This window comes from Cytobacillus solani (genome assembly GCF_006704205.1).
GTDB lineage: Bacteria > Bacillota > Bacilli > Bacillales > Cytobacillaceae > Cytobacillus > Cytobacillus solani.
Genome location: NZ_CP041305.1, coordinates 2,759,617 through 2,780,130 on the forward strand (window position 1 = coordinate 2,759,617; position 20,514 = coordinate 2,780,130).

A 20,514-nucleotide genomic window follows, 5' to 3' on the forward strand; every position below is an offset into this window, starting at 1 on the left:
TTAGTCCCTTTTATCTCTTTTCGTTCTCTATTATTGTTTTTTCTGTACTGGGGTTGTTTCTTTCAGCTTTAAGTCATCCTGTACACTCTTGTCCCAAAGCTTAACACCGGAATTATAAGCGGCACGGCTGATTAGGTGACCGGCAACTGGAGAGGTGACGAAGATAAATACAATCCCAAGAATGACCCGTGAATTCACTTGACCTTCTTCCATATAAAAGTAAAGAAACGTGCCAAGTAAAACTGCCAACACTCCTAAGGTTGCGGCCTTTGAAGCAGCATGGTTTCTCGTATACACATCAGGAAGTCTAAGTACACCAAATGCCGCAACAAGGCTTAGGAAGGCACCAATAAGTATTAATGCTACAATGATAATTTTAAAGATCTCGATCACGTTCTAGAGCAACCCCTTTTTCTAAATATTTGGAGAATGCTACTGTTCCAATAAAAGAGAGAATCCCAAGCAGTAAGATAACCTCTAGAAAAGCGTTTGTATCTAAGAAAATGGACACGAGTGCAACAATCGCAACGAGATTAATTCCTATCGCGTCAAGTGCAACAATTCGATCAGGCATGGAAGGCCCTTTAATGAGCCTGTATATTAATCCTAGAATAGCAATCGACATGCAAAGGATCGCAATTTTAACAGCTATTAAAATCATTATCGGCTCACCTCCATAATGGCTTTCTCGAATGTATTTTTGATGGAATCAATCGCTTCCTGCGCATCATCCATATCGATGGTATGGATATAAAGAATTTTATTATCTTCAGAGACATCGACTACAAGTGTCCCTGGTGTTAATGTAATTAAATTTGCCAAAATGGTAATTTCCCAATCCTTTTCCAAAACGGTTGGCAGTGCAAAAATGCCAGGTTTAATATCAAGCTTTGGTTTTAATACTAGTTTTAAAACGCTGATATTTGAAAGGATTAGCTCTTTTATGAAGAGAAGTCCTAAACTAATAATGGCAATGACTCTTCCCAAATAGAAGCGAGAGCTAAAAAACCGTCTAAAAGTGAAGAGAATAACCATACCGAATAAATATCCTTTTAAAAAGGCAACTGGCTCGTATGACAGAGTGAAAAACATCCATAGAAAACCGAGAAACACATTTAATAAAATTTGAAAGGCCATACTTACCACTCCTTTAAGACTGCATCAATATAAATACTCGGATTAGCAAGTGTTTCGGCAGCCTGTGAGATATAAGGGAAGATAAATTCAGAACCTGCCCCATACAATACCGAAATTGTCACGAGAATAACGGGTGCAATTAAGAGCTTTCGTACAGGTACCTTGTCTTCCCCTTTATAATCCTGCGGAGTTCCCCAGAAACCATTAATAAAGATCTTCATGATAGAAAATAATACGAGTAAGCTTGAGGTAAGGACGATACCAGCTCCCCAATAATGCTCGCTTTCGAATCCGCCTTTGACGATCAAGACCTTGCCAACAAACCCGCTAAACGGAGGAATTCCTGCAAGAACAAGTGCAGCAAGGAAGAATGTCCAGCCAAGTCCAGGGTATCGTTTAATCAACCCGCTAATCTTTCTTAAATCGCTCGTTCCGGTAATGGCAATAATAATGCCAATTAATAAGAAAAGACCTGCTTTGATTATCATATCGTGGATAAGATAAAATACGGAGCCAGCGATAGAATCTGGAGTCATAACAGAAACCCCGAAAAGAATCACACCAATAGCAACGATGATATTATATATGATAATTTTTTTAATATCTGAGAAAGCAATGGCCCCTATAACACCAACGATAATCGTGATAATCGTTAGAATCATTAGCAGCTGATGGGTATAGCCTGTATCATGTATGAAAAATAATGTATAGGTCCTCATAATCGCATAGACCCCGACTTTCGTCAGCAATGCACCAAACAAAGCCATAACCGGTGCTGGTGGAGCGTAGTACGATCCAGGCAGCCAGAAGTATAACGGGAATATACCTCCTTTTAATCCAAAAACGATTAAAAATAGAACAGCTATGACTGTAATGATTCCGGATTGGCCAAGCTCATTTAGACGAACTGAAATATGAGCCATATTTAACGTTCCAACAATAGAGTATAGATAAGCAACGGCAATCACAAATAAAGCAGATGAAATGACATTGACTAAAATATACTTAATTGTTTCACGCAATTGAATTTTTGTTCCTCCAAGAACAAGCAAAACATAGGAGGCCATAAGTAAAACCTCAAAGAATACAAACAGGTTAAAGATATCTCCTGTTGTAAAAGCCCCAATTACCCCAACAATTAGAAAGTTCAATGCAGGGTAATAAAAATACCTTTCCCTTTCAATGCCGATTGATCGAAAAGAATAGATGACACTTGTTAAAGCAATAATTGTTGTCGTTAAAACAAGTAGAGCTGAAATCATGTCCGAAACAAGTGTAATTCCAAAGGGAGCCTGCCAGCTAGAAACATCTAATGTTAGAATTCCATCATTTCTTACTTTTTGCACAAGCAAAAACGCAATAATAACGTTAAAGAAAGCTGAAAAAGCAGCAATCCATCGCTGTATGACAACATTCTTAGCAAAGAAGATTAAAAGGATTCCTGTAAGAAATGGAATTAGCAGCGGTAAAATCAAAAAGTTAATCATTTCCTTCATTCCCTCTCAATCTCTCTGTATTATCAGTGCCAAGCTCTTTATATGCCCGGTAGGCAAGCACTAAGAAGAAAGCAGTGACACCAAAGCTAATGACAATAGCAGTTAGGATCAATGCTTGTGGAATTGGATCCGTATAAGAACTTGCTTCCTCACCAAGTAGCGGGACAGTTCCTCGCTTTAAGCCTCCCATTGTCAAAATCAGGAGGTGTGCACCATGACTGAGTAAGCCCGTGCCAATAATGATCCGCAATAAACTTTTTGAAAGCATTAAATAGGTTGCAGACATGAATAATATGCCGATTACAAAAGCCATTACTATTTCCATTATTCATCCTCCCCAATCGTTTGAATAATGGTCATTGTTACACCGACAACAACTAAAAAAACCCCAAGATCAAATATTGTTGCTGTATGTAGAGCTGTATCGCCCAATATCGGTAAATCTACATGACCAAAGGCATGAGTAAGGAGAGGAACATTGAATAATAATGCGCCTGCTGCCGTTCCGCCCGCAAAAAGCAGTCCTGTTGCAGCCATATAGATATAATTAACAGGTAATATTAGACTAACTGTCTTCATATCAAATGCCAACATCAGTAAGATGATTGCCCCTGATGTGAGCAAGCCCCCAACAAAGCCGCCACCAGGTGTGTAATGACCAGCAAAAAAGATATGAAAAGAGAAAAGAATAATGATAAACAAGACAACTTTTGTTGTTGTTTGTAAAATAAGGTCATTTGTTTTCATTTTTCTTTTTTCCTCCCATTCGTAATTTAATCATTGCAAAAATCCCTAAAGCTGCAATCGTCAATACGGTAATTTCAAACAATGTATCAAAGCCGCGGAAGTCTACAAGAATGACGTTAACCATGTTTTTGCCTGCAGCCTCTGTATATGTGTTTTCTACATAGTATTCAGCAATTGAATCGAATACTTTATTGCTGTGTGCGGATAAAGCAATTACTGTCACAATCGCTCCAACACCAATAGAGATGATGGCATTTGTAAGTTTGAATCTATTTCTTTCTTCATTCCTATTCTTTGGCAGGTGATAGAAACATAGGAGGAATAAAGCAACCGAAATCGTTTCAATAACGAGCTGTGTGAGTGCCAAATCAGGTGCACGGAATAGTACATAAAACAATGACACTGTATAACCGACTGCCCCTAAAAGGATAATCGCGGTCATCCTTGATTTTACAAATAAGATACTTATGGAACCGATCACAACAGCCAAAGCAAGCAATACTTCATAAAAACCTATGGATGAAATATTACTCGTATCAAATGTAAATGCATTTTTTACAGCGATTGTTGTCGCTAGGATAAAAATGAAAAATGCAAAAATATAAACGAGATAAGAACGAATCGAACCATTCATATACGTTTTTGTTAATTTATTTGAAGCATGTTGGATCATCTCTAATCCACTATCATACAATCGATTAAATGTTAGCTTCTTCGGGAAGATGTTGTATACTTTTCTCCATTTTGGCAGTGTAAGGAATAGAAGAATTCCTAAAGCAATCACACCGATTGTCATGAATAATTCAGGTTTAAATCCATGCCAGAAGCTAATATGAACATCAATATCATTATTTGGCAAAATAGATTCCAGTGCCGGTGAGATGATGCTGTTTGAAAGAATGTTAGGGAAGAACCCGATAATAATCACAAGTGAGGCAAGAACGATCGGAGATATTAACATGCCCATCGGTGCTTCATGAGGTTTCTTCTCTAATTTTTCTGGCTGATATTTTCCTGTAAAAGTTTTAAATACAAGGATCATACTGTAAATAAAAGTAAATACACTAGCAATCCAAGCGATAACAGGGAAGAGCATGCCCCATGTTTCAAAGTTGAATATATTAAGCTCTGTGACACGGATCATTCCTGTAAAGAACATTTCCTTACTTAAAAATCCATTGAATGGCGGCAGCCCTGCCATTGAAAATGTTCCGATAATGGCTAATGTGAAGGTAATGGGCATAAAATTCATCAAGCCGCCAAGTTTGCGGATGTCTCTTGTTCCTGTTTCATGGTCGACAATTCCGACTACCATAAATAGACTGCCTTTGAAAGTGGCATGGTTAAATAGATGAAAGACAGCCGCTGCAGTTGCTGCACCGAAAAAACTATTGTCGATATCATCAAAATGAAGGGCAGCAGCACCGAGTCCGAGAAGGGACATAATCATCCCAAGCTGACTGACGGTTGAAAAAGCGAGAATCGCTTTTAGGTCTGTCTGTTTCACTGCATTAAAGGAACCCCAGAACAATGTGACAATCCCAAAGCCAGCAACAAGCCATAGCCAAAGTCCTTCAGAAGCAAAAACAGGTGTCATTCGAGCGACTAAATAAATACCAGCTTTAACCATTGTCGCTGAGTGCAGGTAGGCACTGACAGGTGTTGGTGCTTCCATTGCATCAGGCAGCCAGATGTGAAAAGGAAACTGAGCTGATTTTGTAAATGCGCCTAGCAATATACAAACTAATGCTGGGATAAATAATGGGCTTGTTGAAATAGCAGCTGCTTGGTCAATAATCTCGGAAATATTGAATGATCCCGTCATGATATAGAGAAGAATGATTCCTCCAAGCATAGACAAGCCGCCAAACACGGTAATAAGCATAGATTTCTGTGCACCGTATCGAGACTTTTCTCGATCATACCAAAAGCCGATTAACAAAAAGGATGAGAAGCTTGTGAATTCCCAGAATGTATACAATACGATTAAGTTATCTGATAAGACAACTCCTAGCATTGCACCCATAAATAATAGTAAGTATACATAGAAGGTATTAAGCTTTTCTTTATCCTTTGCTAAGTAATAAATTGAATACAATACCACTAAAGAGCCGATACCTGTAATCAGTAAGGCAAATAACAGACCTAATCCATCTACTTTTGCGATAAAGTCAACCCCAAGAGCAGGTATCCAAGGTACGGATTCGGTTATTGTCTGATGGGTAGAAGTGATAGATATAAACGATAGAAAATAACTGAATAGCAGGATGGGCAGTGGAAGAACGAACCAGCCCGTATGTACTTTCCTAAAGAGCTTGTACAAAATAGGAATGAAGATGGCAAGTAAAAATGGTGAAAGAATTGCCAGATGCAGCAAAGACAAATCATAACCCCCTTATAAAGTTTGCGATAATACTCCTATTATTCTTCTACATAAAAGGCAGCAGTATCACATATAGTTTGAAATTATTGTACTAGTTCCTATAGTAATAACTGAAAAACAGCTATAAATAGTAATTATGTTTAGTAGTGGGAGAAGGTTTGTGTTAAAAACTTACTATCTTGGGGTGGTTAAAGCTTGATGTCGATTAAAAACATAGAATAGGTACCATCATTTATTTATATAAAAAGGGTGACGGCATATCCTTTGTCAGGATTTTCGTCACCCTTTCATTTGCGCCTATTATCCAAACCCTGGTTATCCGAAAATAAGAATGACAATAAAATATACTACCATTGTAATTAAACCAACTGGAACGCCAAAACGAGCCCATTCCTTGCTGGTAATATTCAATTTTCCGGCAGCAATAATATTCGGGATATTTCCAGGGATAAGCATTCCACCACTAATAATTAGTCCTAACAAAATGGCTTTAATTGTCGGTGCATCCATGGATGGACTGATTTCAGCAGCAGCAAGTGTAGCATTATCCAATACTGCAGAAATCATATTAATCCAATAAAGTACATATGGGCTTAGATCAAGCAAGTATTTTTCAATAAATGGTTCAAAGCCTGATCCAAGTAACGTTAAGCCCATTACGAATAAATAAATTTTTACTGAACGAATAATAATTTCTTTATAACTTTCTTTTTGAAGACCAGCATTCAGACCGTTATCACTTTCTTTCGGGTTAACCAGGATAGCAGCAAGGATTCCGAAAATAGCAACAGCTGGAATAACATCTGAACCAATTAATTTAATTAAATAGAAGAAGTCTTCATTTAATTTACTGATTGTTATTGTTGCAAGCGGTTCGCCAATCGGTGTTAATGCAGCACCAAGCCCAATTGAGAAACAAGCTAAAACTACAAGGCGAATTTCAGACTTGCGGTCAAGACGCAACACACTAACTATTACGACAAGAACAATGGCAGCAATAATAGCTGTAATTATACTGGAGATAAGTCCAAGAATAATAACGACAAGTGCTAAAAATAATCGGAAAGGAATGGCTTTGCTTATTCCGAGTATCCCTTTTTCCATTGGCGTTTGACACCATCTAAATAATAAGCCAGCAATAAGCACAGCTAATGTGATATGTATAGGGTCTTCAAGTGCTTTTATAAATAACTCCCCGTCAAGCACTTGACTAATCATTGCAGCTGCAATACCCATTATAAATAAGAACACTTCTAAATTATGTTCTACAGCTTTAACTGTAAATGGCAAAAATAAAACTAGTGCCAATATAATAGTTAATCCTAAAATCATGATGTCCCAGGTCCTTTTCTATTTTTATTTATATTATATCATGTAAATTCGGGAAATCTTCAATGATTTTGTTTTTTCTATCATCTTCAATGCTGATTAATAAATAGGTAGAAACACGTAAATTTATAGAAAAAAATTTTTGAGATTTATCAGTTGTCAAGTTATAAAAGGATGTTTTTTGGTAAGAAAGGGTTAAAAATAGTAAATTTTTGTGAAAAATTGAAAAGTTTTTCTATAATAAAGTACGTATAATCATTCATCTTTTTATACACCCTTATCAATAGGAGGTGTGCGATGATAAAAAAGAAAATTATGATTTCTATTTTGATTTTTTCAATCCTATTCTCTTATGCTTGGGTGCTAGATCTGAATGGAAAGCGTGATTTTTACTTGTCAGAGGCTGAAGGAATAGTTGAAGTCTTTGATGGTGAGATCATTCCAATAAGAAGTGCACCTGAAGTTGAAGTGGTAGAAAAACAGAAGGTGAAGGCATTTGGACCGCGTGAATACATTAGAATACAATCATCATGATAAAAAAGGATGAGACTGCTCATCCTTTTTTAGGTGAATTTATTCTCTGTATTGTATTTATTCAACGCTTCCGTAATAATAAAAACTTGATATGACAAAATTTAAATGAGGATATAAAATGAAAAACACCTATTTTATGAGTTATTTTCCGCTGCTTTCCATCATTTTGTTTAGTCTGTCCCTGTCAATAAATATTGAGATGGTCTTGTTGGATTTTCTTAAGTCAGCAGGGATTTATGAAGGGATGCGAGAATTTTTTTCAGATGCCGGAATCAAATTTGCTCTTTTAGCACTATTAATGATCCTATTTTTTTGTCTATATGCTGCGTTAAAATTGTTAGCTGATACGATAAATGAAGTCTCTCTATTATTTTTTTCAAAGGATTCTGAAGGAGAGAGTTTGAAGAAAATTCGAGGCGGAGCAATTATTTATTTTATTGGAAGCTTCATTTCGCTATTGTTAATGAGTACTTTAATAGGAATTCTGGCTGTTTTTGCTGTAACGACAGGGGTTTATTTTTGCTATTTTGTATATAAAATAAGTTCCTCCCTCTCCGTTCTAGGATTGGTTGGAGTGATCTTTTTTCAAGTGCTCACATGGTCATCCTTAGTGATCGGTGTCATCTATTTATCATTGAAGGTCTATAACAGCGTAATAGCAAGTTTACCGATTTAAAGAGGAATCGAAAGAGGGCTCCGATTCCTTTCAAATCTACTAATCTGTCATAATATCCTTCCAAATAAGCTGCTGTGGGGCTGCAGATTGAATGGACTTCATGTTTTCCGGCTTATCCTTTCCAATCCAGACCCCTGCAGTATACTGATCGGTTAGACCAATAAACCAATAGTCTTTATAATCATTTGTTGTCCCAGTTTTTCCGCCGGCATACCCATTTGAAAGATTAATCTTCTTTGCGGTTCCAGATTGAATCGTTTTTTTCATTAATTGTCTTATTTTATCAGTCGTTGCTTTGCTCCAAACCTCCACTTGGCTGTCTTTCCAGCTATACAGTACTTTTCCATCCATGGTTGTTACTTTTTTTATCGCCCTTGGTGGCTGATAATATCCATTGTTTGCAAAAGTGGTATACGCAGCAGTGAGTTCAAGTGGTGTCACGCCAAAGGATAACCCGCCAAGAGCAGAGGATAGTATATGATCTGATGATGTCACTTTGCTAAATTGAAAGTTTGCTAGGTCCTTAAATCCATTCTCGACACCAATTGAATCCAATAGTCTAACGGCAGGTGTATTATAAGAGTAGATAAATGCTCTTTCTAAAGAGACATTTCCATACACGCCGCCTCCATAGTTCTTTGGACAATACCCATTTTTACAATAAGGACCTGCATTTACCTTTTTTTGAAGGGATGCATTTGTTCGCTCAAGATACGGGCCATATACAAGCAGCGGTTTTATCGCAGAACCTGGCTGTCTATATGCCTGGTAGCTTCTGTTAAAATTATATTTCTGATACTGTTTTCCTCCAACAAGAGCAACAACTTGGTGTTTTTCATGGTCGATAACAACAGCTGCTCCTTCTATATCATTATATGGAAGTCTATTCTTTACAGATTCCTTTGCTTTTTCCTGTATGGCAGGGTCAAGCGCTGTTTCGATAATAATTCCTGAAGCTATCACATTCTCGACACGTTTTCTAAGCTTCTCCTCGATCTTTCTCTTCTCTTGTTCAGCTGCTGATACTAGCTTTTTATTGAATCCTTCTTGCTGAGCGATTAAATCACTAAGCTCTGCTTCGACATATGTTACGTAATCTGGATATAAGTCGATCTGTTCTCTGCGATTCAGAAGGATCGGCTCATTTTTAATTTCCTCCGCTTCCGCCAAGCTAATCAATTGTTGTTGACTTAATTGATCGATTAGCCGTTCTTGGCGTTCTTTTGTTCTGTCAAAGTGTTTGAAGGGATTATACATAGATGGATTATTTGGAATCGATGCTAAAAAAGAAAGCTCAGCCTTCGAAAGCTCTTTCGTTTGTTTTTGAAAGTAAAACTGAGAGGCCGCCTCGATTCCATACACGCTATTATGGAAATAAATCGCATTAATATAGAGCTCAAGTATTTCTTCCTTCGAATAATTGCGCTCAATTTCATAGGCATATAATAGCTCACTAAGCTTCCGGTTATACGATTTTTCAGTATTTAAGTAAAGGTTCCTCGCAAGCTGCTGAGTAATGGTGCTCGCCCCTTGTTTAATATCGTTCGAATGCATATTTATGGCAAGCGCCCTTCCGATTGCTGGTAAATCAAATCCGGGATGGTCATAGAAATGCTGATCTTCTGAGACAACAAATAGCTCTTTAAGAAAAAGCGGAATGTCTGCTGAATCAAGGTTGATCCGATTATCAGGCTGAGAAATTTCAGAAATAACCGCACCATCGGAAGCTCTAATAAAGCTTGTCTGCGGCAATGTAATTTCTTTCATATGAATCTTTTTTTCCAATACTTCATGAAAGCCTTGAACTTGGTTTATTTCCGAACCAGCTACAAAAACAACCGTCATGAAGATGGATAGCAAAGCAGCGATTAAGATATATCCCGTTAACATGCGCAACTGCCTCACGTTCCTTTCATTATCACTATATATAATAATATTCGGATGGAATAGGGAAAAGGTTAATGTTTATTTTTTACGTTTGTTTCCTTTAGAAAATCTGTAGAAAAATAAAATTACACAGAAAAATTAAAATCTTCCGTGGTATAATTAATAAAATATGTTCGTAGCAATTTTTTTATGAAAGCAGGTGAGATAATGGAGGATGAGCATCGCTATTTATTTATCGATTTTGAATTTACCATGCCGGATAGAAGCAGCCGATATAAAGGATTTTATCCGGAAATCATTGAAGCAGGAGTTGTTGCTGTTAAGAATGATCAAGTAAATGAACAATTTTCATCATATATTTCTCCCATTCGTTTCCCGATATTATCTGACCGCTGTAAATCCTTTCTTCGAATATCGCAGCAACAGGTCGATCAGGGAATATCACTTTATGAATTAGTGAAAAAATTGAAGGATGTAAGCAATAATAATCCATGCACAATTATTACATGGGGAAATATGGATATGAGGGTACTGCGGAATAATTGTCAGCATGCAGGCATTCCTTTCCCGTTTAAAGGGAAGGAAATAGACTTATCGATGGAATATAAACGTTTCTTTGGAGATCAGAACCAGACGGGTCTATGGAAGGCAGTCCAAGAGTATGGAAAAGAAGGGACTGGCAAGCATCATCGTGCATTAGATGATGCGATGACAACATACAATATTTTTAGATTAGTAGAAAAGGATAAGCGATATTTAGAAAAACCTGAACCGACAACAATTGGTGATCGGGTTGACTTTTCTAAGCTTCTAAATAAATTTGCATAAAAAAGCCAAATCGCTATGTATCGATTTGGCTTTTATTCGTTGAATTTTATTTAAAATAATCCTTTTCCAATGATGCAATGTTCTTAAGGCTTTGTTCCGCCCAAGGAGATGAAACGCCTTCTAGCTCCTGTTTCATTTTTTCTAATGCTTGTCTTAATGAATCATTATAATCGGGAATTTCTTCTTCAAAATGCTTAACCATTTTCATTGGCACATTTGTTTGTTCTCTAAAGGCTAATGCTCTGCGTTCATGAAAAAATATCGCATCTCCATCCTTTGGACTATGCAGATCTCCTTGCATTGGATGTTTCGCTACCGCAAGTACTCTTACTAAATAATGCTGTGGGCGAATTTCTGTTACTTCACCAATATATGTTCCTGATTTATAGTGAGCTCTTACTCGGTCACCAACCTTAAATTCTTCCATGCTGTATCCTCCTCATTCCTTCTATTAAAGGATCCAATTATATCCTTATTATGACTTACTTTAGTGGAAAAACAAAGTGCAAACCGTTATAGTAGTGATATTAATATGATATAATAAAGTATTAAACCACTGTTTTTCGATAGAAAGGGCGAATGGAATGTTAGAATGGACTGTATTGTCTTTGTTTTTATACTTTCCTGAAGATAAGTCTGAATATCTCCCTGCTGCTATTAGTCTAGGGATATTTGCGATTGCTGCTTTTTTCACGTTTAGATTCATTGTTCGAATCTCCAAAAAAGAGGCTTTGAAGGCGAAGGAGCTAGAGGAAAGATTACAGCATCAGATAAATAATAGCGGTGAGAACAGTTAAAAACAGCTGTTCTTTTTTTTGTCTTGCTCCACCCCCCTCCCCCGGAGTTTCCGTTTTTCCTGTTTATCAAAGGATGATCTTGGAAACACTAAGGGCAAATTGTCTTATGGAGGATTTAAGCTCATGAAAAAAGCGTGGTTACTCATCCCTATTCTACTCCTTACAGGGTGTGCAGAAGAAAATATAAGAAACTTAGATGTTGAGATGTTTAATGCTGTAGGCGACTCTTTAGGCAAGATAAAGTTAGAAGAACAGGCATCAGGAGTAAAGATGAAGGTTGATTTGAAGGGGCTTTCTCCTGGGGAGCATGCCATTCATATCCATGAAACAAGAAAATGTGAGCCACCTGATTTTAAGTCAGCAGGCAACCACTTTAATCCAGAAGATAAGGAACATGGTCTTCTTCATCCAAAGGGTGCGCATGCCGGGGATCTCCCTAATCTAATTGTCGAAGATGACGGGAAAGTTAAAGCAGAACTTATGGCTCCACAAGTGACATTAAAAGAAAATAAAAAATCTTTATTAACAAAAGAGGGAACATCCATAGTTATCCATGAATCAGCCGATGACGGCATGACTCAGCCAGCAGGGGATTCAGGTGCACGTATTGCTTGCGGTTCGATTTTAAAAGATAAAGATTCAAAAGGTCAGAAAAAGGCACAGGATGATTAGAAATAACAAGTTACTAATGTTGTTTAAGCAAAGTATTGGTTGTTTACAAGCAAAGTAAAAGAGAGTTCGGTAGTCAATAAGGGTATTTACGCTCGAAACCGCAAATTCCAAAGGAATATGGTCGCCAATAAGGTTAATTGGCGACCATATTTATTTCAAATGTATATGACTCCTTATTCAAATGCTTTTTTCAGTCTTTCTAACCCTTCTAACACAACTTCTTTTGGACAAGCGATGTTCATTCGAACAAATCCTTCTCCCCCCGGACCATACTTTGTTCCCGGCTCTAATGCTAATTTTCCTTTTATTAATAACTGGTCTTTGATTTCATCATCACTTAATTGAAGTGCTTGACAGTTAAGCCAAATAAGATAGCTGCCTTCTGGCTCCATAACTGATATGCCTGGGATGTGCGCATCTATGTATTCTTTCACTGTTTTAACGTTTTCTTTTAAATAGGCTAACAGTTCTTCCAACCATTGTTCACCAGATCGGTAGGCAGCCTCCATTCCAATAATTCCAAAAGTGGATAAACTGAAAAATCCTTGCCTTTCTTGTACGTCTTTAAAGGCTTTACGAAGCTGTTTATTGGGAATAATTACAGCTGAGGCTTGGAGTCCAGCTAGATTAAATGTTTTACTAGGTGCGATACAAGTGACGGTTATTTCTTTGAATGTTTCGTCTAATGAGGCAATAGGTACGTGCTTATTCTTTAAAATTAAATCAGAATGAATTTCATCAGAAAGAATAAGACAATTGTATTGATGGCAGAGCTCGCCAACCCTTGTTAATTCTTCTTTTGTCCATACTCTGCCGCTTGGGTTATGCGGATTGCAAAGCAGAAAAAGTTTTACGCCATCCTTCAGATGATCTTCAAATACGGTAAAGTCGATTTCGTAGCGGTTATTAATTAATTTCAATGGGGTGTTCACGAGTTTTCGCTTATTTTTTTCAATCATTTCAAAGAAAGGGGTGTAGACAGGTGATTGCAGCATAACTTTATCTCCTGGTGCGGTAAAGGCTTCGATGGCGATGGAGATGGTTGGAACGACTCCAGTGCTGTAAAGAACCCAAGAATGGTTAATTTCCCAGCCGTGTCTTTTATTGAGCCATTGTTGGATCGCTTCTGTGGTGGAAGGAGGGGAAAATGTGTAGCCGTATATTCCATGATCTACTCTAGCTTGAATTGCTTCCTTCACTTCATTTGGCGGCGAAAAGTCCATATCCGCAACCCACATCGGCAATACATCATCTGCTCCAAAGATTTGCTTCGTCAATCCCCATTTAACGGAAGAAGTGTGTTCTCGATTCATTTTTTGATTAAAATCGTACATATTCATTTCGTCCCCGCCTTTTCATTTTTTTCCTCTTTACTCTATAATAAAGGATGCAATTAAAAAGTAAAATAAAAGGTGATCATGATGCAAATTCAAGATATAAACATACAGCTTGTATGCACGCTAGATGAATGGGACCCGTTTCAAATTGGGGAAGGCAATTATGATACGGAAATAGCTGATGTTGTTCAGGCTGTTCATGATTTGGATGATATGGAAAAACTTGCAAGAAAAATCCAAGCAATCTACGAATTTTCATTTGAGCAAGTGATCCCACTAAGAGCCTGTAAAGAAATAGCCGAAAAGCTAATCGTAATCAAAAATAGTGCTTCTTGCCAATTATAATAATATCGAGTAAAAATCACCCTTTCAGGAACAAATAAGGGTGATTTTTATTTATATTCATTTACGAAATTTTTTATATGAAATAGAACCTCTTCTGGTTTTTCTTCAGGAACAAGATGGCCGGTTTCTTTTAACACGATCAGTTTGGAATTTTTTAAATCCTTGTGCAGCTGCTTTCCAATGTGTAATGGAACAACTTTATCATGTTCACCCCAAATTAATAGACAAGGTGTATGAATTTCATGAAGCTTTTCATTAGGCAGATCGCCTTCACGGTCCCGAATCATTCTCGTCAAAGCATGAAAGATACGATCCTCTAGGAACGGTTCTAAATAGCCTTTTTCCATTTCCTTATCTATTTTTGAATGGTCATAAACGACATTTCTTAAGTTCTTTTCAACCCCTGATTTTTCAAGATAACGCTTAATAAATAGATGGAAAAAAGGAAGATAGCTCGACATAATAAGAGAACGCTTTGATTTTTGGAGATAAGCCGAGCTGCACAATAAGACACATTGGGCTATGAGATCAGGTCGTAAGTAAGCGATATTTAAGGCGATCTGCCCTCCCATAGAATGTCCAATAATTATAATGTCTTTCAATTGAAGGCTTTCACACAGCTTGATGATTGTCATCGAATGATTTTCGTACGAATAAATGTAGCTCGTGGACTTCCCGCTTTTACCAAATGGGGGCAGGTCAACGGAAATCACACTGAACTCAGTTTTTAAAAGTGGAATAAGGTGTCTGAAGCTAAAGGTAGAAGAAAGAAAGCCATGCAGCAAAACAACGGTCTTTTTTGAATGGGCATGAAGATAAGACTCGTAATAAATTTCATTTCCATTAAGGGTGATTAGATTGCTGTCCATCTTTCCATTCCTCCTTCTATGCTCACAAATAGTATGCTGGAAATTTTGTGTAGAAACAATAAAAAAGGGACAAACCATTTTGGATTGTCCGTTCAAAAAAGGGGGGAATACTAGAAAGCTTATAAGATAAGGATAACCAGGTTTCACTTTTTTATACATGGGTTAAATCCTTTTTTTTAAAACATAATTAAAGAATTCGCGCACAAAATAGAATAACGCCATATATAAATAACTTTTGAAAAAAAAGCCCATCTATGATATAATTTTTAATTGCGAATAAAAACGAAAAATAATATAAAATTTAGGAGTGTTTTCATGTCTGAAAAAATCGAAGTAGGAAGTGTTATTACAGGAAAGGTAACTGGAGTTCAACCTTACGGTGCGTTTGTAGCTTTAGATGAAAATACACAAGGACTTGTTCATATCTCAGAGGTAACTCATGGATTCGTAAAAGATATTAATGAATTTCTTAAAGTTGGCGATGAAGTGAATGTAAAGGTTTTATCTATAGATGAAGAAGCAGGTAAAATTGGTTTATCTATCCGTGCAACAGAGGAAGCACCTGCTGTTGAAGAAAAGGTGAAAAAGCCTCGCAAACGTCAAGCAGCACCAATTAAAGTGGAAAATGATACGGCACAAGGATTCAACACACTTAAAGATAAGCTTCAAGAGTGGATTAATCAGTCTCAGGCTTAATGAATAAATAAAATCCTCTGTCATTTGTGACAGAGGATTTTTATTTTAAGATAAGAAAATATAACTTTGGAATTAGTAAATTGTCTAGCGCAAGTGCCCTATCGCCTATCAAACCCTCCCTACGATAAGTTGACATTCATTCGCTTCTCTCATTGTGTTCCTTTATCTCAGTCGTGTCCCTTCCGATTTGTACTGCGATGATCAACGCGCTTCCGCATTTCTTTTAATTCATATTTTTTTAATCGGTACTGAAGGTTTTGTCTGCTCATGCCTAGGGATTTTGCAGCTTGGGTAATATTGTAACTGTGGAATGTTAACACCTTCTGCAAATAGTTCGATTCTATTTCCTCTAAATATTGATCTAATGGTTTTATATCGTTACGGCTTTCAATAGAAATAGGTTGATCCTTAGTATCTGCTTTAAATTGAGGTTTGTTGCGGAAATGGATTGGTAAGTGTGAATATGTAATCGTTTCTTCATAATCAATCAAGTTCATCGCTCCCTCAATCACGTGCTCAAGCTCTCGGACATTTCCAGGCCATTCATATTGATAGAAGCTATTCTGTACTTTCTCGTCAACTTCTTTGACCATCATTCCGAATAACTGATTATATTTTTCTATAAAAATCTGAACAAGGTCAGGGATATCCTTTTTTCTGTCTCGTAAGGGAGGGATAAATAGAGAAACAACACTTAGTCTGTAATATAAGTCTTTGCGGAGCCTGCCTCCTGAAATAGCGTCTATTGGATCCTCGTTGATGGTGGCGATTATTCTGACGTCAATTTTCCGATCTTTCGTGTCCCCGATTCGTCGAACTGTTTTTTCCTGTATAGAGCGAAGAAGCTTTGCCTGCAGGGCGGGATTAAGTGAGTTAATTTCATCTAACAGTAATGTCCCGCCTTCTGCTTGTTCGAATAAACCAGGCCGTTCGATGGCTCCAGTAAATGCCCCTTTTTTTGTCCCGAAGAGCAAACCCTCAATTAAGTTATCTGGAAGTGCTGCGCAATTTTGTGAAATATATGGTCTAGCAGAGCGGGTGCTGCCATTATGAATACTTTGGGCAAAAAGCTCTTTTCCGGTTCCTGTCTCTCCAATAATAAGGATGGATGAATTTGTCCTTGTTGCTCTCTTGCTTGCTTCGATTACATCTTTGATTTCATGGCTGCTCCCAATGATGCTATCAAAGGTGTAGCGTGTATCACTTTTCTTGTTCATATTTTCTCTAATCAGTTTTTCCAGCTTTGTAACATCACGAGCAATTTCAATGGCGCCAATTCGCAGTCCCTCTTCAATTATTGGAAAGGTATTATTAATTGTCGTTATTTCCTGCCCGCGGTTATTGAAATACGTTTGCTTTTCATTGATGATTGTCTCCCCTTTGGTAAGGGCTTTTAAAAGTGTACTGTGCTCATTTTGATGAAAAGAAAAGACATCTAAGAGGTCTTTATCAAGAACGTCTTCGAACTTCATCCCCTCTATTTCGGCCATTTTCTTGTTATAGATAATGGTCTTCCCGTCCTGATTGACTGCGTGAATACCAATATCGATTTCTTTAAGAATTTTATCAAACAATTTATCCTTCAAATGGTCTGAAGTGAAGTTTTTATTGCTCATGATGATCCCTCCTTCACGTTCCTTTTCTACAAGTGTATAAAGAGAATGGAAGGGGTGCAATATATTTTTGCACTAATTATTTTATTTCTGCAAATTTACTTTGCGGGTATAAAGAGAAAATACAGAGTACATAACGTTTTTTTATTTGGCACACTTCTTGCAATAATTGTTTTATTGAAAATGATAGAGGGGGATGGAAACGTGGTACAACCATACAAACATGAACCATTTACAAATTTTAAATTGGAAGAAAATCATCAAGCCTATTTAACTGGTTTAAAAACAGTTGAAAGCTATTTAGGGAAAGATTACGATCTAGTGATCGATGGAGAGCGCATCTCTACCGAAGATAAAATTGTTTCTTACAATCCTGCAAATAAAACAGAAGTGATTGGCTGTGTATCAAAAGCAAACCGTGATCTTGCTGAAAAAGCGATGCAAGCTGCAGTTGAAGCATTTAAAACGTGGAAAAAAGTAAAAGCAGAAACACGTGCGGACGTTTTATTCAAAGCGGCTGCTATCATTCGCCGCCGGAAGCATGAGTTCTCTGCCCTTTTAACAAAAGAAGCAGGAAAGCCTTGGAATGAAGCGGATGCAGATACAGCGGAAGCGATTGATTTCCTTGAATTCTATGCGCGACAAATGCTAAACATTAAAGACGGAGTGCCTGTAAACAGCCGTCCAAATGAATATAACCGTTATGACTATATTCCTTTAGGAGTAGGTATCATTATTTCTCCTTGGAACTTCCCGCTTGCGATTATGGCTGGAACAACGGTTGCCGCAATCGTAGCAGGGAATACTGTTCTTCTAAAACCAGCTTCAACAACACCAGTTGTTGCTGCGAAATTCGTTGAAGTGATGGAAGAAGCAGGTCTTCCAAAAGGCGTTCTAAACTTTGTACCTGGAAGCGGTGCAGAAGTTGGGGATTACCTAGTAGACCATAAGGATACACGTTTCATTAGCTTTACAGGATCTCGTGATGTTGGTCTTCGTATTTTCGAACGTGCATCTAAATTAAGCGAAGGCCAAGTTTGGATGAAGCGTGTCATTGCAGAAATGGGCGGAAAAGACACAATTGTTGTTGATAAGGAAGCAGATCTTGAGCTAGCTGCTACTTCGATCGTTGCTTCTGCATTTGGCTTCTCTGGGCAAAAATGCTCCGCATGCTCTCGTGCTGTAATCGTAGAAGATGTGTACGATCAAGTGTTAAATCGTGCCGTTGAATTAACAAATGAATTAACACAAGGAGATCCAACTGATTCGAATAACTACATGGCTACAGTAATAGACCAAAGTGCATATAATAAAATCATGAGCTACATCGAAATTGGCAAAAAAGAAGGAAAGTTAATGACAGGTGGAGAAGGAGACGACTCTAAAGGCTACTTCATAAAGCCAACTATTTTCGCAGACCTTGATCCAGAAGCTCGCATCATGAAAGAAGAAATCTTTGGCCCTGTCGTTGGATTTACAAAAGCGAAAGATTTCGATCATGCGATTGAAATTGCGAACAACACAGAATATGGTCTAACAGGAGCAGTTATCACAAATAATCGTAAGAATATCGAAAAAGCACGTGAAGATTTCCATGTCGGTAACCTTTACTTTAACCGTGGATGTACAGGTGCAATCGTTGGATACCAGCCATTTGGCGGCTTCAATATGTCAGGAACAGATTCAAAAGCAGGCGGGCCTGACTACATCCAGCTTCACATGCAGGCGAAAACAACTTCTGAGATGTACTAATAGATAAGGTTCCCTGAAAAGGGTACACTAATTTTGAGTGTTTATTATGTAATTAAATGACTCTTTTTGGTGATTTAGGTTACAATGAATGAGTATTTAATTGAAAATGGGGGAATGGTTCTTCATGGCTCAAACGACACAAACAAGTAGTTTAATTGAACAAACTGAAAAATATGGGGCAAACAATTATCATCCGCTGCCAATCGTTATTTCTAAGGCAGAAGGAGTTTGGGTTGAGGATCCTGAAGGCAATAAATATATGGACATGTTAAGTGCCTACTCAGCTGTAAACCAAGGGCACCGTCATCCTAAAATTATTGCTGCATTAAAGGAACAAGCAGACCGGGTGACACTTACTTCACGAGCTTTCCATAACGACCAGCTTGGTCCATGGTATGAAATGGTTTGTAAGCTGACAAATAAAGAGATGGCCCTTCCGATGAACACAGGAGCAGAAGCAGTTGAAACAGCGATTAAAGCTGCACGTCGCTGGGCATATGATGTAAAAGGAGTAGCAGAAAACCAAGCAGAGATCATTGCTTGTATCGGGAACTTCCATGGCCGTACAATGACGGCAGTCTCGCTATCTTCAGATGAAGAATACAAGCGTGGTTTTGGACCAATGCTGCCAGGAATTAAATTAATTCCTTATGGTGATTTAGAAGCATTGAAAAATGCTATTACTGAAAACACTGCTGCTTTCTTAATCGAACCGATTCAAGGAGAAGCAGGTATCGTTATTCCTCCTGAGGGCTTCTTAAAGAAAGCGTATGAGGCATGTAAAGAAAATAATGTGTTATTCATAGCTGATGAAATCCAAGCAGGTCTTGCTCGTTCAGGAAAAATGTTTGCTTGTGAATGGGAAGATGTAGATCCTGATATGTATATTTTAGGTAAGGCACTTGGCGGAGGTGTTTTCCCAATCTCATGTGTTGTTGCCAATAAAGAAGTTCTTGGCGTATTCAACCCGGGATCGCATGGCTCTACATTCGGAGGAAACCCGATGGCGTGTGCAGTTTCGATTGCGTCAATTGATGTTCTTGTGGAGGAAAAGCTTGCAGAACGTTCGCTTAAGCTTGGGGATTACTTCAAAGCAAAATTAAAAGAAATTAACAATCCTATCATAAAAGACGTTCGCGGCCGTGGTCTATTTATCGGTGTAGAACTAACAGAACCAGCACGCAAATATTGTGAAGCATTGAAAGAAGAAGGTCTATTATGTAAAGAAACTCATGATACCGTGATTCGTTTTGCTCCACCATTAGTAATTAGCGAAGAGGATTTAGATTGGGCAATTGAGCGAATTAAAAAAGTATTAAGCTAATATAGAGCAAAAAATCCTTGCACATGATGATGTGCAAGGATTTTTATTTATTCAAGGCTTTTCGACAGAACTTCTAGAATCTCTAATGATAT

The 20,514-nt window shown here is 37.6% G+C and carries 22 protein-coding genes; 9 read left to right on the top strand and 13 right to left on the bottom strand.

The genetic code is table 11. The annotated features are described in order from the left end of the window. Positions 1 to 30: 30 nt before the first annotated feature. The 8 genes from mnhG to FI644_RS13830 all read right to left on the bottom strand — a co-directional run bounded on the left by mnhG (position 31) and on the right by FI644_RS13830 (position 7,095). Positions 31 to 393, bottom strand: a complete 363-nt coding sequence (gene mnhG / locus FI644_RS13795) for a monovalent cation/H(+) antiporter subunit G (protein ID WP_053477817.1) — start codon at positions 391 to 393, stop codon at positions 31 to 33. Then, entirely contained in the window at positions 377 to 661 is a 285-nt protein-coding gene (locus tag FI644_RS13800) for a Na(+)/H(+) antiporter subunit F1 (RefSeq protein ID WP_053477818.1), read from the bottom strand. The genes mnhG and FI644_RS13800 overlap by 17 nt, the downstream gene beginning before the upstream one ends. Then, a complete protein-coding gene (locus FI644_RS13805) occupies positions 661 to 1,137 on the bottom strand; it encodes a Na+/H+ antiporter subunit E (RefSeq protein ID WP_053477819.1) in 477 nt (158 codons plus the stop codon). Before FI644_RS13805 ends, FI644_RS13800 begins: the two co-directional genes overlap by 1 nt. 2 nt (positions 1,138 to 1,139) lie before the next feature. After that, positions 1,140 to 2,624: a Na+/H+ antiporter subunit D gene (locus FI644_RS13810; protein ID WP_142108509.1), complete on the bottom strand. Its 1,485-nt coding sequence runs from the start codon at positions 2,622 to 2,624 to the stop codon at positions 1,140 to 1,142. Further along, on the bottom strand, positions 2,617 to 2,958 hold the full coding sequence (locus tag FI644_RS13815; protein WP_053477820.1) for a Na(+)/H(+) antiporter subunit C: 342 nt from the start codon (positions 2,956 to 2,958) through the stop codon (positions 2,617 to 2,619). The genes FI644_RS13810 and FI644_RS13815 overlap by 8 nt, the downstream gene beginning before the upstream one ends. Continuing rightward, positions 2,958 to 3,380, bottom strand: a complete 423-nt coding sequence (locus FI644_RS13820) for a Na(+)/H(+) antiporter subunit B (RefSeq protein ID WP_053477821.1) — start codon at positions 3,378 to 3,380, stop codon at positions 2,958 to 2,960. Before FI644_RS13820 ends, FI644_RS13815 begins: the two co-directional genes overlap by 1 nt. After that, on the bottom strand, positions 3,367 to 5,763 hold the full coding sequence (locus FI644_RS13825) for a Na+/H+ antiporter subunit A (protein ID WP_053477822.1): 2,397 nt from the start codon (positions 5,761 to 5,763) through the stop codon (positions 3,367 to 3,369). The genes FI644_RS13820 and FI644_RS13825 overlap by 14 nt, the downstream gene beginning before the upstream one ends. A gap of 315 nt (positions 5,764 to 6,078) precedes the next feature. After that, positions 6,079 to 7,095: a DUF1646 family protein gene (locus FI644_RS13830; protein WP_053477823.1), complete on the bottom strand. Its 1,017-nt coding sequence runs from the start codon at positions 7,093 to 7,095 to the stop codon at positions 6,079 to 6,081. Positions 7,096 to 7,389: 294 nt separating this feature from the next. Between FI644_RS13830 and FI644_RS13835 the strand changes: the two genes are divergently transcribed. Both FI644_RS13835 and FI644_RS13840 read left to right on the top strand, forming a co-directional pair. Beyond that, complete coding sequence (locus FI644_RS13835; protein ID WP_053477824.1) at positions 7,390 to 7,626, top strand: hypothetical protein; 237 nt, start codon at positions 7,390 to 7,392, stop codon at positions 7,624 to 7,626. Between the two features lie 118 nt (positions 7,627 to 7,744). Then, a complete protein-coding gene (locus tag FI644_RS13840; protein ID WP_053477825.1) occupies positions 7,745 to 8,302 on the top strand; it encodes a DUF5366 family protein in 558 nt (185 codons plus the stop codon). A 39-nt stretch (positions 8,303 to 8,341) separates the two neighbouring features. Here the strand turns inward: FI644_RS13840 and FI644_RS13845 are convergent, their stop codons facing one another. After that, positions 8,342 to 10,192 (bottom strand): transglycosylase domain-containing protein, encoded by a 1,851-nt coding sequence (locus FI644_RS13845; RefSeq protein ID WP_231690145.1) that lies wholly within the window; start codon positions 10,190 to 10,192, stop codon positions 8,342 to 8,344. Between the two features lie 204 nt (positions 10,193 to 10,396). Between FI644_RS13845 and kapD the strand changes: the two genes are divergently transcribed. Further along, positions 10,397 to 11,017, top strand: coding sequence for a 3'-5' exonuclease KapD (kapD, locus tag FI644_RS13850; protein ID WP_142108510.1), 621 nt, complete (start codon positions 10,397 to 10,399; stop codon positions 11,015 to 11,017). 46 nt (positions 11,018 to 11,063) lie between these two features. On the opposite strand, the gene kapB is transcribed toward kapD, so the two are convergent. Continuing rightward, positions 11,064 to 11,444 (bottom strand): kinase-associated lipoprotein KapB, encoded by a 381-nt coding sequence (gene kapB / locus FI644_RS13855; protein WP_053477828.1) that lies wholly within the window; start codon positions 11,442 to 11,444, stop codon positions 11,064 to 11,066. 157 nt (positions 11,445 to 11,601) lie between these two features. Here kapB and FI644_RS13860 point away from each other — a divergent pair, with 157 nt between their 5' ends. Beyond that, positions 11,602 to 11,814 carry a hypothetical protein gene (locus FI644_RS13860; protein WP_053477829.1) on the top strand — a complete coding sequence of 71 codons (213 nt, stop codon included), beginning with the start codon at positions 11,602 to 11,604 and terminating at the stop codon, positions 11,812 to 11,814. 123 nt (positions 11,815 to 11,937) lie between these two features. Beyond that, positions 11,938 to 12,486, top strand: coding sequence for a superoxide dismutase family protein (locus FI644_RS13865; protein WP_053477830.1), 549 nt, complete (start codon positions 11,938 to 11,940; stop codon positions 12,484 to 12,486). Between the two features lie 173 nt (positions 12,487 to 12,659). Here the strand turns inward: FI644_RS13865 and FI644_RS13870 are convergent, their stop codons facing one another. Next, positions 12,660 to 13,826 (bottom strand): MalY/PatB family protein, encoded by a 1,167-nt coding sequence (locus tag FI644_RS13870; RefSeq protein ID WP_053477831.1) that lies wholly within the window; start codon positions 13,824 to 13,826, stop codon positions 12,660 to 12,662. A gap of 81 nt (positions 13,827 to 13,907) precedes the next feature. Here FI644_RS13870 and FI644_RS13875 point away from each other — a divergent pair, with 81 nt between their 5' ends. Continuing rightward, positions 13,908 to 14,168 carry a DUF1871 family protein gene (locus tag FI644_RS13875; RefSeq protein WP_053477832.1) on the top strand — a complete coding sequence of 87 codons (261 nt, stop codon included), beginning with the start codon at positions 13,908 to 13,910 and terminating at the stop codon, positions 14,166 to 14,168. Positions 14,169 to 14,215: 47 nt separating this feature from the next. Here the strand turns inward: FI644_RS13875 and FI644_RS13880 are convergent, their stop codons facing one another. Then, positions 14,216 to 15,037 (bottom strand): alpha/beta fold hydrolase, encoded by an 822-nt coding sequence (locus FI644_RS13880; protein WP_053477833.1) that lies wholly within the window; start codon positions 15,035 to 15,037, stop codon positions 14,216 to 14,218. Positions 15,038 to 15,352: 315 nt separating this feature from the next. Here FI644_RS13880 and yugI point away from each other — a divergent pair, with 315 nt between their 5' ends. Beyond that, the gene (yugI, locus tag FI644_RS13885; RefSeq protein WP_056686113.1) at positions 15,353 to 15,733 is read left to right on the top strand and encodes a S1 domain-containing post-transcriptional regulator GSP13; all 381 of its coding nucleotides are present in this window, start codon (positions 15,353 to 15,355) and stop codon (positions 15,731 to 15,733) included. Positions 15,734 to 15,900: 167 nt separating this feature from the next. On the opposite strand, the gene FI644_RS13890 is transcribed toward yugI, so the two are convergent. Next, positions 15,901 to 17,349 (bottom strand): sigma-54 interaction domain-containing protein, encoded by a 1,449-nt coding sequence (locus FI644_RS13890; RefSeq protein ID WP_142108511.1) that lies wholly within the window; start codon positions 17,347 to 17,349, stop codon positions 15,901 to 15,903. A 201-nt stretch (positions 17,350 to 17,550) separates the two neighbouring features. Here FI644_RS13890 and pruA point away from each other — a divergent pair, with 201 nt between their 5' ends. Together pruA and FI644_RS13900 are read left to right on the top strand one after the other, a co-directional pair. Beyond that, positions 17,551 to 19,098, top strand: coding sequence for an L-glutamate gamma-semialdehyde dehydrogenase (gene pruA / locus FI644_RS13895; protein ID WP_142108512.1), 1,548 nt, complete (start codon positions 17,551 to 17,553; stop codon positions 19,096 to 19,098). 124 nt (positions 19,099 to 19,222) lie between these two features. Next, positions 19,223 to 20,422, top strand: a complete 1,200-nt coding sequence (locus FI644_RS13900; protein ID WP_056686110.1) for an ornithine--oxo-acid transaminase — start codon at positions 19,223 to 19,225, stop codon at positions 20,420 to 20,422. Positions 20,423 to 20,514: the final 92 nt, after the last annotated feature.

Bases quoted from the DNA above. Each gene is read 5' to 3' on its own strand.
- FI644_RS13800 (WP_053477818.1), bottom strand. From the start codon at position 661: ATGATTTTAATAGCTGTTAAAATTGCGATCCTTTGCATGTCGATTGCT.
- FI644_RS13805 (WP_053477819.1), bottom strand. From the start codon at position 1,137: ATGGCCTTTCAAATTTTATTAAATGTGTTTCTCGGTTTTCTATGGATG.
- FI644_RS13810 (WP_142108509.1), bottom strand. From the start codon at position 2,624: ATGATTAACTTTTTGATTTTACCGCTGCTAATTCCATTTCTTACAGGA.
- FI644_RS13815 (WP_053477820.1), bottom strand. From the start codon at position 2,958: ATGGAAATAGTAATGGCTTTTGTAATCGGCATATTATTCATGTCTGCA.
- FI644_RS13820 (WP_053477821.1), bottom strand. From the start codon at position 3,380: ATGAAAACAAATGACCTTATTTTACAAACAACAACAAAAGTTGTCTTG.
- FI644_RS13830 (WP_053477823.1), bottom strand. From the start codon at position 7,095: ATGATTTTAGGATTAACTATTATATTGGCACTAGTTTTATTTTTGCCA.
- FI644_RS13835 (WP_053477824.1), top strand. From the start codon at position 7,390: ATGATAAAAAAGAAAATTATGATTTCTATTTTGATTTTTTCAATCCTA.
- FI644_RS13840 (WP_053477825.1), top strand. From the start codon at position 7,745: ATGAAAAACACCTATTTTATGAGTTATTTTCCGCTGCTTTCCATCATT.
- FI644_RS13845 (WP_231690145.1), bottom strand. From the start codon at position 10,192: ATGTTAACGGGATATATCTTAATCGCTGCTTTGCTATCCATCTTCATG.
- kapD (WP_142108510.1), top strand. From the start codon at position 10,397: ATGGAGGATGAGCATCGCTATTTATTTATCGATTTTGAATTTACCATG.
- kapB (WP_053477828.1), bottom strand. From the start codon at position 11,444: ATGGAAGAATTTAAGGTTGGTGACCGAGTAAGAGCTCACTATAAATCA.
- FI644_RS13860 (WP_053477829.1), top strand. From the start codon at position 11,602: ATGTTAGAATGGACTGTATTGTCTTTGTTTTTATACTTTCCTGAAGAT.
- FI644_RS13865 (WP_053477830.1), top strand. From the start codon at position 11,938: ATGAAAAAAGCGTGGTTACTCATCCCTATTCTACTCCTTACAGGGTGT.
- FI644_RS13870 (WP_053477831.1), bottom strand. From the start codon at position 13,826: ATGAATATGTACGATTTTAATCAAAAAATGAATCGAGAACACACTTCT.
- FI644_RS13875 (WP_053477832.1), top strand. From the start codon at position 13,908: ATGCAAATTCAAGATATAAACATACAGCTTGTATGCACGCTAGATGAA.
- FI644_RS13880 (WP_053477833.1), bottom strand. From the start codon at position 15,037: ATGGACAGCAATCTAATCACCCTTAATGGAAATGAAATTTATTACGAG.
- yugI (WP_056686113.1), top strand. From the start codon at position 15,353: ATGTCTGAAAAAATCGAAGTAGGAAGTGTTATTACAGGAAAGGTAACT.
- FI644_RS13890 (WP_142108511.1), bottom strand. From the start codon at position 17,349: ATGAGCAATAAAAACTTCACTTCAGACCATTTGAAGGATAAATTGTTT.
- FI644_RS13900 (WP_056686110.1), top strand. From the start codon at position 19,223: ATGGCTCAAACGACACAAACAAGTAGTTTAATTGAACAAACTGAAAAA.